This window comes from Enhydrobacter sp. (assembly GCF_030246845.1).
In the GTDB taxonomy this organism is placed as follows: Bacteria; Pseudomonadota; Alphaproteobacteria; order Reyranellales; family Reyranellaceae; genus Reyranella.
In genome coordinates this window covers 72,163-81,126 of sequence record NZ_CP126889.1, presented here as the reverse complement: position 1 = coordinate 81,126, position 8,964 = coordinate 72,163, and the positions used below count along the sequence as shown (strand labels likewise).

Annotated in this window: 12 protein-coding genes and 1 pseudogene; 7 read left to right on the top strand and 6 right to left on the bottom strand. The window is 69.0% G+C overall.

From position 1 onward, the window contains the following. Positions 1 to 15: 15 nt before the first annotated feature. Positions 16 to 645 carry an isochorismatase family cysteine hydrolase gene (locus OJF58_RS00465; RefSeq protein WP_300781084.1) on the top strand — a complete coding sequence of 210 codons (630 nt, stop codon included), beginning with the start codon at positions 16 to 18 and terminating at the stop codon, positions 643 to 645. Between the two features lie 150 nt (positions 646 to 795). On the opposite strand, the gene OJF58_RS00460 is transcribed toward OJF58_RS00465, so the two are convergent. From OJF58_RS00460 to OJF58_RS00450, 3 genes and pseudogenes are all read right to left on the bottom strand, one after another. Continuing rightward, on the bottom strand, positions 796 to 1,338 hold the full coding sequence (locus tag OJF58_RS00460; protein ID WP_300781083.1) for a DUF1772 domain-containing protein: 543 nt from the start codon (positions 1,336 to 1,338) through the stop codon (positions 796 to 798). A gap of 139 nt (positions 1,339 to 1,477) precedes the next feature. Continuing rightward, positions 1,478 to 1,864 (bottom strand): hypothetical protein, encoded by a 387-nt coding sequence (locus OJF58_RS00455; protein ID WP_300781082.1) that lies wholly within the window; start codon positions 1,862 to 1,864, stop codon positions 1,478 to 1,480. A gap of 286 nt (positions 1,865 to 2,150) precedes the next feature. Further along, positions 2,151 to 2,992: pseudogene (locus tag OJF58_RS00450) on the bottom strand (IS5 family transposase). Positions 2,993 to 3,089: 97 nt separating this feature from the next. On the opposite strand from OJF58_RS00450, the gene OJF58_RS00445 reads away from it, so the two are divergent. Together OJF58_RS00445 and OJF58_RS00440 are read left to right on the top strand one after the other, a co-directional pair. After that, entirely contained in the window at positions 3,090 to 4,400 is a 1,311-nt protein-coding gene (locus tag OJF58_RS00445; protein ID WP_300781081.1) for a hemolysin family protein, read from the top strand. 108 nt (positions 4,401 to 4,508) lie between these two features. Then, the gene (locus tag OJF58_RS00440) at positions 4,509 to 4,739 is read left to right on the top strand and encodes a hypothetical protein (RefSeq protein ID WP_300781080.1); all 231 of its coding nucleotides are present in this window, start codon (positions 4,509 to 4,511) and stop codon (positions 4,737 to 4,739) included. Positions 4,740 to 4,760: 21 nt separating this feature from the next. Here the strand turns inward: OJF58_RS00440 and OJF58_RS00435 are convergent, their stop codons facing one another. Then, positions 4,761 to 4,985, bottom strand: a complete 225-nt coding sequence (locus OJF58_RS00435; RefSeq protein ID WP_300781079.1) for a hypothetical protein — start codon at positions 4,983 to 4,985, stop codon at positions 4,761 to 4,763. 264 nt (positions 4,986 to 5,249) lie between these two features. On the opposite strand from OJF58_RS00435, the gene OJF58_RS00430 reads away from it, so the two are divergent. From OJF58_RS00430 to OJF58_RS00420, 3 genes are all read left to right on the top strand, one after another. After that, on the top strand, positions 5,250 to 5,495 hold the full coding sequence (locus tag OJF58_RS00430; RefSeq protein WP_300781078.1) for a hypothetical protein: 246 nt from the start codon (positions 5,250 to 5,252) through the stop codon (positions 5,493 to 5,495). Between the two features lie 67 nt (positions 5,496 to 5,562). Further along, the gene (locus tag OJF58_RS00425) at positions 5,563 to 5,889 is read left to right on the top strand and encodes a putative toxin-antitoxin system toxin component, PIN family (RefSeq protein ID WP_300781077.1); all 327 of its coding nucleotides are present in this window, start codon (positions 5,563 to 5,565) and stop codon (positions 5,887 to 5,889) included. A 129-nt stretch (positions 5,890 to 6,018) separates the two neighbouring features. Continuing rightward, on the top strand, positions 6,019 to 6,321 hold the full coding sequence (locus OJF58_RS00420; protein WP_300781076.1) for a hypothetical protein: 303 nt from the start codon (positions 6,019 to 6,021) through the stop codon (positions 6,319 to 6,321). A 28-nt stretch (positions 6,322 to 6,349) separates the two neighbouring features. On the opposite strand, the gene OJF58_RS00415 is transcribed toward OJF58_RS00420, so the two are convergent. Together OJF58_RS00415 and tsaA are read right to left on the bottom strand one after the other, a co-directional pair. Then, on the bottom strand, positions 6,350 to 6,616 hold the full coding sequence (locus OJF58_RS00415; RefSeq protein WP_300781075.1) for a cupin domain-containing protein: 267 nt from the start codon (positions 6,614 to 6,616) through the stop codon (positions 6,350 to 6,352). A gap of 204 nt (positions 6,617 to 6,820) precedes the next feature. Beyond that, complete coding sequence (gene tsaA, locus OJF58_RS00410) at positions 6,821 to 7,297, bottom strand: tRNA (N6-threonylcarbamoyladenosine(37)-N6)-methyltransferase TrmO (RefSeq protein ID WP_300781074.1); 477 nt, start codon at positions 7,295 to 7,297, stop codon at positions 6,821 to 6,823. A 297-nt stretch (positions 7,298 to 7,594) separates the two neighbouring features. Between tsaA and OJF58_RS00405 the strand changes: the two genes are divergently transcribed. After that, complete coding sequence (locus OJF58_RS00405; RefSeq protein WP_300781073.1) at positions 7,595 to 8,902, top strand: tetratricopeptide repeat protein; 1,308 nt, start codon at positions 7,595 to 7,597, stop codon at positions 8,900 to 8,902. The last annotated feature ends 62 nt before the right edge of the window (positions 8,903 to 8,964 follow it).

The window sequence follows — 8,964 nt, the reverse complement described above, 5'->3', positions numbered from 1 at the left end:
CAGAGAGCGGTCGGCATGCGCCAGAGCGAACAGGGTCCGTTCACCCGCATCCGGCCGTTCGAGGCCGGCCGTACCTGCCTTTTGCTGGTGGACGTGCAGAACTACACCTGGAATCCGGAGATCGCGCGCAGGCTGCCGTACTTCGACCAACAGGTGCGCGAGGTCGTGCTGCCGAACCTGCGCCGCCTGATCGAGGCCTTTCGTGGCGCCGGCGGCGAGGTCATGTACACGGTGATCGAGAACCTGACGCAGGACGGTCGTGACAGGAGCCTCGACTACAAGATCTGCGATTTCTTCGTCGCCAGGGGCTCGTGGGAGGCGAAGGTGCTGGACGCGGTCGCGCCCGGCGCGGACGAGATCGTGCTGCCCAAGACCTCGTCCGGCGTCTTCAACTCGACCAGCATCGAGTACCTGCTGCGCAACATCGGCATCGACACGCTGGTCGTCACCGGCTTCCTGACCGACCAGTGCGTCGACCTCACCGTGCGCGACGCGGCCGACCGCGGCTTCTATCCGGTGTGCATCGCCGACGCCTGCGCGACCCACAGCCAGGCGCGCCACGACAACGCGCTCGCTGCCTTCAAGGGCTACTGCCGCACCCTCACCACCGCCGAGCTGCTGAGCGCGATCGAGGCGGCGCGGTAGAGCCGCATTCCGGTCGACCTGGATCACTTCGTCCCGAGGAGCGCGAAGCGCGTCTCGAAGGATGGGCAACGGACCGGTGCTCGTTGCCATCGCCGCCTTCGCCGCGTGGTTGCACCGGTTTCTTTGAGGCTCGCTGTTCGCTCCGCGCCACTACGCGAAGGTCGCCAGCGCGAGCAGCGCCTCGGCGCCGACGGCCAGCGCGGTGCGGGCGGCGTGACGGCGGCCCCAGCGCGCGATCAGGGCGTTGCTGGTCGGGCCCGCCTCGCGGGGATCGAGCGCGCGGAGTCGTCGGGCGGTGGGCGCGATCATCAGAAGGGAGACGGGAACCGTCGCGCCGACCAGCAGCGCGCCGGCCAGCCACAGCGGCCCGCCCGACTGCGCCCAGGCGGCGAGCCCGCCGGCGCAGCCCGCGAGGGCGAAGGGCAGGGCGAGCGTCTGCGCGCGGCCGGCCGAGGCCTGCCAGTGCTGCAGCCGCGCCCGCGCGAGCAGCGCGAGCCGCGCCGGCTGCTCGGCCAGCGACACCTGCAGCGCGAGTCCCGCGAACATTCCGGTCGCGCCCAGCGCGATCCCTTCGGCCACCACCTGTCCGTTCTCCCCATCCTCGGCGCCGTCCTGTCCCTGCCGCGAAAGGTCACGGATTTGCCCGCGGCCGGGGCCGCGCGGCCACTGGCGCGGCGGTGCAGGCAGGCGCATGATGATGCTGCGGCAATCGGTCGGATACGCTTGCCGCGGTCGTAGCTTTCAATCGTGAGTTCTCCCCTTTCGCAAGAGACATCGCCCCGCCGGCGTCAAACCCGGCGGGGTCTTTTTGTCGCTCCGCCGTCGCGTGCGGTCAGTCGGAGGAGAGGGCGGGGTCGGCGGCGGGATCGCCCGGCGGCCGGATGACGATCGGCACGAGGCCCGCGATCGCCTCGGCGATCGACTTGTCGATGACGCAGTGGTGCTCGCTCGCCCAGCCGAGATGCAGGTTGTCCTCCTGCGCATTCAGCACGTCGATCATCTGGTCGGCGTCGGTCGCGAGACCGAAGGCGCAGAACACCGTGGTCGAAGCCGTCTCTTTCTGCGCCGTCAGGGCGTAGATCCCGACCGGCGCGAGCTCCTCGATCAGGCGCCCGACCAGCGCCAGCGGATCTTCGGCCACTCCGGCCGGCACCTGCACGACGACCAGATGATGGCTCTTCGACTCCTGAGCCAGGACCGACCAGGATGACTTGGGCATGGTGGGCTAACGCTACGCCCGCCCGAAGGCTCCGTCATGCGCATTTTATCGCAGCCCGCGCGCATTGGGGCTTCGGGAAATGGTGTCATCCCGAGCGTGGCGAGGGATCCTTGATCGACACCCCACAAAAGATCCCTCGCTCACGCTCGGGATGACACGGCTTCTTTTGGCTGCGCGCGACGGTTTGTCCAGAACAACAATGCTGTGTCATCCCGAGCGTGAGCGAGGGATCTTTGTGGTCGCTCGTCCTACAGGTCACCTTAGAGCCGATCCGAGAAGTTGTGATTCAGGAACAATGTATTGGCCTGGTCAAGCGCCTGAGCATGAGTCGGATCATGGCAAGGCGAATGAAGGCGACGACGGTGCAGGCGTAGCGTTCGAAGTCACGAGCGAGCCTGCGGTTGCGAGAGATCCAGGCGAAGGTTCGCTCGACGATCCATCGCTTGGGCAGAACGCTGAAGTTGTGCGCCTCGGTGCGCTTGACGATTTCGATCTGCCAGGAGCCGATATCGGCAACGACTTGGGCGACGCGTGGCCCTTGATAACCGGCATCAGCGAAGAGTTTGAGGATCGAGGGAAAGCGGCGTCTTGCGTTGCGCAGCAGCCGGCGGACGCCGTCGCGATCCTGCACATTGGCGCGATGGACGACGACGTTCAGCAACAGGCCGAGCGTATCGACGACGATATGTCGCTTGCGACCGGTCACCTTCTTGCCCGCGTCGTAGCCTTGCGGATCGATCGAGGCCCCCCTTTTTGCGCCGCTTTGGCGCTCTGACTGTCGAGGATTGCTACTGTCGGCTCGGGCTTGCGTCCCGCCGCCTCGCGCACCTGGACATACAGGGCCTGATGCAGGCGCAGCAGAGTCCGATCCGAGCGCCAGAGCGCAAAATAGTCGTACACCGTGCTCTTGGGCGGCAGGTCTTTGGGCAAGGCGTCCCACTGGCAACCGGTCGACAGCAGATAGAACACGGCGTTCAGCACTTCCCGCATATTGACGTCGCGCGGCCGCCCGCCACGGCGGGCGGGGGGAATCAGCGGCGCCACCAGTGCCCATTCCGCATCCGTCAAATCGCTGGGGTAGCGCAGCGCCTTGCGCTCATGAGCCCGACGATGCTCTGTCGTCCACATCTGGCACCTGTCTCAAACCACAGAGTGCCGAACAATGAATCACAACAGATTCTTCCGACTCAAGTTCTTTCCGGATAGGCTCTTAGAGGAGAAGATCATGCCGGCCGACATCCTGGGACTGCTTGCGGTCCTCGCGCTGGTGCTGGCCAACGGCTTTTTCGTCGCCGCCGAGTTCGCCCTGGTGGCGGTGCGCCGCAGCCGCGTCGCCGAGCTGGCCGCCGCGGGCCGGATGAACGCCGCGGCGCTCGGCCGCGCGCTCGACCGGCTCGACGCCCATCTCGCCGCCACCCAGCTCGGCATCACTATCGCCTCGCTGGCGCTCGGCTGGATCGGCGAGCCGGCGCTGGCGCACCTGATCGAGCCGCTGCTGGCGGGCCTGCCGGGCGCGCTGGCCGCCGCCGGCGCGCACACCATCGCCGTCGCGATCGCCTTCGTCGTCATCACGGCGCTGCACATCGTGCTGGGCGAGCTGGCGCCCAAGAGCCTCGCCCTGCAGCGAAGCGAAGGCACGGCGCTCTGGGTCGTGCGGCCGCTCGGGCTGTTCCTCTTCCTGCTCAGGCCCGCGATCGTAACCCTGAACGGGCTCGGCAATCTCGTGCTCAAGGCCGCGGGGCTCCGGCCCGGCACGGGCGGCGAGGGGACGCTGCATTCGCCGGAGGAGCTGAAGCTGCTGGTGCGCGCGAGCCAGGAAGCCGGCATCCTCGAGCAGGCGCAGCGCGAGGTCGTCGTGCGCGCGCTCAATATCGGCCAGCGCCGCATCGGCGACGTCATGACGCCCCGGCCCGAGATCGACTGGATCGACGCCGACGACGACCGCGAAGAAATGCTGCGCGACGTCCGCGCCTGTCCGCACGAGCAGCTCCTGGTCGGCCGCGGCGACATCGACGAGCCGCTCGGCATGGTGCTGAAGAAGGATCTCCTCGACCAGGTGCTCGACGGCAAGCCGGTCGATCCGCTGGCCGTCGTGCGTGCGCCGCCGGTCGTCCACGAAGGCGCACCGGTCTTCCAGGTGCTGGAGCTGTTCAAGCAGGCGCCGATGCGGCTCGCCATGGTCGTGAACGAGTACGGCAGCCTCGAGGGCATCGTGACGCGCAGCGACCTTCTCGGCGCTATCGCGGGCGAGCTGCCGGAGGCGGAGGGCGAGGAGCCCGACATCGTCGAGCGCGCGGACGGCGCGCTGCTGATCGACGGCATGATGCCGGCGCACGACGCCTTCGAGCGGCTCGGGCTGCGGATGCCCGAGCCGGACGGCGGCTACCATACCATCGCGGGCTTCGCGCTCATGCGGCTCGGCCATCTGCCCGAGGTCGGCGAGACCTTCGACCACGAGGGCTGGCGCTTCGAGATCGTCGATCTCGACGGCCGCCGCATCGACAAGCTGATGGCCCGCCGGACGCCGGCCGGTTGACGAAAAGAGTCCGTTTTGCCTTGCCCCGCCCGGGCCGCGACCTACAATCGATGCGGTTCGTGCACTGCCGGCGAAAGCCGACACCATCTGCGCGGGAAGGGGGCGAGGATGGCATCAGTCAGCGGACATCAACCCGACAGCGATCTGCTCTGGGCAATCGAGGGCCTGCTGGCGGACGGCGAGATCGAGAGCGGCACGCCGGCCTACGCCATTGCGCAACAGGCCGCACACCAGGGCCTGGCGTCGCTCAGCGCCCGGGAACAGGCGATCTACGACCGGGTCGTGCTCCCGGCGCTGGCGCGCTGGACCGCGACCATGGCCGCCGCCCGCGACGGCTGAGTCGCGGAAAGGAAGCGAGTCTCAGGCAGGCCGTCCGGCCGCGATCGGCGCCGGGCCGCGCACCGGCGTTGCCGGCGCGTGCGGACGGCGGTCGCGGGCGGCGGCGATCGCCCGCCGGCGTTGCTCCTCCTGCTCGGGCGGGAGCGGATACTTCCGGTTGAGGAAGATCTCCAGGGCGGGCAGGCCCGTCGCGATGAGCGCGAGGCCGCCCAGGAGCAGCATTTCCTGCAGGGCACGGATCGTCATGGCGCGTTCTCCCCGGGAGACGAACGACACGGCATTGGTTCTGCCGTCTTAAGGCCAGGATGTTGCAGGGCGATGACGCTCTGCCGTCGGACGATTGGACGAAAATATGCGATTTTTATCCGATTCGGATCCGAAAAAGACATGTCGGATCTCTGACCAGCGAGGTCATATTCTGTGTATCTCGGACGCGCCGGTCCGGGCAGCGGTCGCAGCCGATATGCAGGAGATTGTCGGATTGTTATGGTTACAATTCTGGAGGCGGCGATGAACAAGACAGTGGACGTAACCATCCCGGTCGAGCCCGAGGTGGCGGCGGCAATGGCCGATGCGCGCAACCGGGAAGCGGTCGGCCGCTTGGTAAGCCGCGTCCTGCGCCCTCGAGCTGGCCCGAGCCCGCTGGCGCGGGCGATCTCCGACCTCAAGGCAGAGGCGCGCCAGGGCGGGCTAAGCGATATGGAGATCGACGCCGAGCTGGCGGCCCACAAGAATGATCGCGGCCGCAAGACTTGATCATCTTCGACGCCTCGACCCTTGTCGGCGCCGCCTTGAAATCCGACAGCGTTCCCGAACGGGCGCTATGCGTGCCGAGGAGATCGATCTTCTTGCGCTGTCGGCCGATGTCGCCGCAGAGATAGCCGCCGTTCTCGGAAGATCAAAGTTCGCCCGCGCGCTTTCTGCCGAACGGCGTCAACGCTTCCTGGACGCTCTCAGGAGCACGGCGATCTGGTTCGAGCCTTCCGTGCGAATTGCCGAGTGCCGCGACCCGAAGGACAACATGTATCTGGAACTGGCCCTCGCCGCCGGTGCAGGCATCATCGTCAGCAGCGACAGTGATCTCCAGATCCTGAACCCATGGCGCGGTGTGCAGATTCTTGGTCCGGCAGCGTATCTGGCCTCGACCTGACGTTCGGAGGCTGTGGCCGGGCGGCCACACTGTGGTGACAAAGATGTAGCTGGATCAGTCTCTTATTCCGTTTTCTTGAGAATTTGTCATATGGTTGCAGATAGTGCGTTGTCACCCCGAGGGTGGTTCATGGCGACCCGCTATCTGGCCGATGTCCGGGACGAGGCGGAGCATCTGGCGCTCCAGCGCTCGATCAGGCTCTATCCGGCCGAGCCCTATGCGCGCTGGCGCGAGCGCCAGGAGCGCGAGATCGCGCGGCTGGTCGCGCGTCATCACGAGGTGCGCCTGGTCGAGGTGACGGCCGACGAGTTCGCCGACTACTGTGCGCGCACCGGCGCCCGGCGCGACATCGGCGTCTTCACCGGCTTCCTGTGGGACAAGGGCAAGCGGCTCAAGGGCCGCGCGGTGGTCCATGCCGGCGCGGCCCGATAGGACCGGCGCGACCGATCCCTGATCGCCGTCACATCCGGCGGCCGAGCAGGAGCACCGCGCCTGCCGGGCCGTAGCTCTCGAAGTGCCGGCAACCGCGCGGCATGCCGAAGGTCTCGCCCGGCTTGAAGGTCTGGCTCCTGCCGTTCCAGGTCAAGGTGATCGCGCCCTTCAGCACCAGCGCCTTCACGTCGAACGGATGGCTGTGCTCGGGATTGACCTTCGCCGCCGCCGTCGTGCTGGTCAGCACATCGTAGCCTTCGCGCCTGAGTTCCGCCTCGAACGTCTGCCGGTCCATGGCCGCCTCCATCGCCGCGCCCGAGCTTAGCACAGACGGCCACAGCTTTGGCCGCGCGTGTGGCCGAACGGTCACTGGCGGGGCGGGAGGGGCCGGCGCAGGGTGTGGGCGCGGCAGGTCTTCTGGGTGTGACTGCCGCACGTGCTTTCGATCATGTGTCCCGATGAGAAACTGCCCCGCCGCTTCCTCGCGGCGGGGCTTTTTTCAGGCGCCGCCTTCGCGCGCGGGCGGCCGGAACAGGCTGCGGTCGGGCTTGAGGTCGACGAGCGGCGTGCCGTCGAGGCAGTCGAGGCCGCGCACGACCAGCACCGGTCCCTCGACCGTCACGAGCTCGACGATCGCGCTGCCGATCGGGTTGGGCCGCGCCGGCGAGCGCAGCGCGAAGGTGCCGCGCACCGCGCCGTCGTCGCGCGGGCTTTGCAGCACGAGGTCGCGGCGCGACCGGTGCAGCCAGTAGAGCACCTCGAGTCGCGCGAACCGGGCAATGCCGTCGAGGCCCTGGTCCCACGGCGGCGCGACCTCGATGCGGCAGGGCGGTCCATCGGTGCAGCCCTGGCGCGGCGCGGCGCGACGGTCGGTCCAGGGCGTGCGGATCGTGCCGATGAAGTAGATGCCCGCGTCGGTGTGCGCGGGCAGCGCCACCGTGCGCTCGCCGGCGCGCACCTCGTTCAACTGCACCATGTTCTTGCTCCTTCTGCCGCGCTGTTTCCTTGTGACTATAGCGCGGCGACGAACGGTGTCATCCGAGCGGAAAGCCGTGACACCGTTGTCGTGTTCCGACAGCACGGCCACAGCTTTGGCCGCGCGTGTGGCCGAACGGTCACTGGCTCCGCGCCGGCGCCTCGCGCAACTTTCGCGGGCGGCGAAAATCCGGGTGTGGTTCGCCGCTGTGCCAGCGATCAGAGGGGTCCCCGATCGTATGAGCGAAGACTTGCCCCGCCGCTGCCCTCGTTGCGGCGGGGTCTTTTTTGCGGTTGAGTGACCGCCATGCTCACCGACCGCTACGGACTTTCGATCAGCACCGCCTCCGACGCCGCGCGCGAGGCCTATATCGCCGGCTGCGACGGCGTGCTCGCCGCCGGCGCCGGCGACAAGGCCCGGCTCAGGCGGGCGGTCGAGGCCGATCCCGGCTTCGCGCTCGCCCATGCCGCGCTCGCCCGCGCGCTGTTCCTGATGGCCGATGTCGCCGGCGCGCGCGAGGCGGCGGCGAAGGCGCGCGCGCTCGCCGCCGCGGCGACGCCGCGCGAGCAGAGCCATGTCGAGGCGCTCTGCCTCGCGATCGAGGGCAAGCCGGTCGAGGCGCTCGCCGCCACGCGCGCGCATCTCGCCGAGCATCCGCGGGATGCCATGGTGGCGGCGCCGGCCACCGGCGTGTTCGGCCTGATCGGCTTCAGCGGCCGGCAGGAACGCGAGCCCGAGCAGGTCCAATTCCTCGAGACGCTGCGTCCCCATCTCGCCGAGGACTGGTGGTTCCAGTCGGTCTACGCCTTCGCGCTGGAGGAGGTCGGCCGGCTCGACGAGGCGCGCGACCTGATCGAGCGCAGCATGGCGGCCAATCCCGGGAACGCGCACGGCGCGCACATCAAGGCGCATGTGCTCTATGAGCAGGGCGAGGACCGCGCCGCGCTCGACTATCTCGACGCCTGGCTGCCGGACTATCCGCGCGAGGGGCTGATGCACTGCCACATCTCCTGGCACATCGCGATGTTCGCGCTGACGCTGGGCGACGCGGCGCGGGCGTGGCGGATCTACCAGGCGCAGGTCCGTCCCGGCGGGGCCTGGGGACCGGCGCTGAACGTCGCCACCGATGCGCCGTCCTTCCTGTGGCGCGCCGAGCTGGCGGGCGAGCCGCACGAGGCCGAGGCGTGGCAGGCGGTGCACGGCTACACCCAGAAATCCTTTCCCAGGGCGGGCGTCGCCTTCGTCGATGTCCATCGCGCGCTCGCCGCCGTGGCGGCGGGCGATAGCGAGACGCTCGCGCGCATCGTGGCCGAGCTCGAGGAACGGGCGGCGTCCGGCCGATCGCCGGCCGGCGAGGTCGTGCCGCAGCTCGCGCGCGGGCTCGCCGCCTACGGCAGGGGCGACTGGCCGGGCGCCGTCGCCGAGCTCGAAGCGGCGCTCGCCGGCACGGTCCGCATCGGCGGCAGCCGCGCCCAGCGCGACCTGATCCGCAACACGCTGATCGCCGCCTACATCAAGGCCGGCCGCGCCCCCGCCGCGCGCAAGCTCGTCGCCGCGCAGAAGCCCGAGCGCCGCCCCTCGGTGCCGGTCGCCGGGTTCGCGTAGAGCGCGCCGCGTCCAGGACGATGTCATCGTCGTCCCGGGCGCCGCGAGGTCGAGAGACGCAG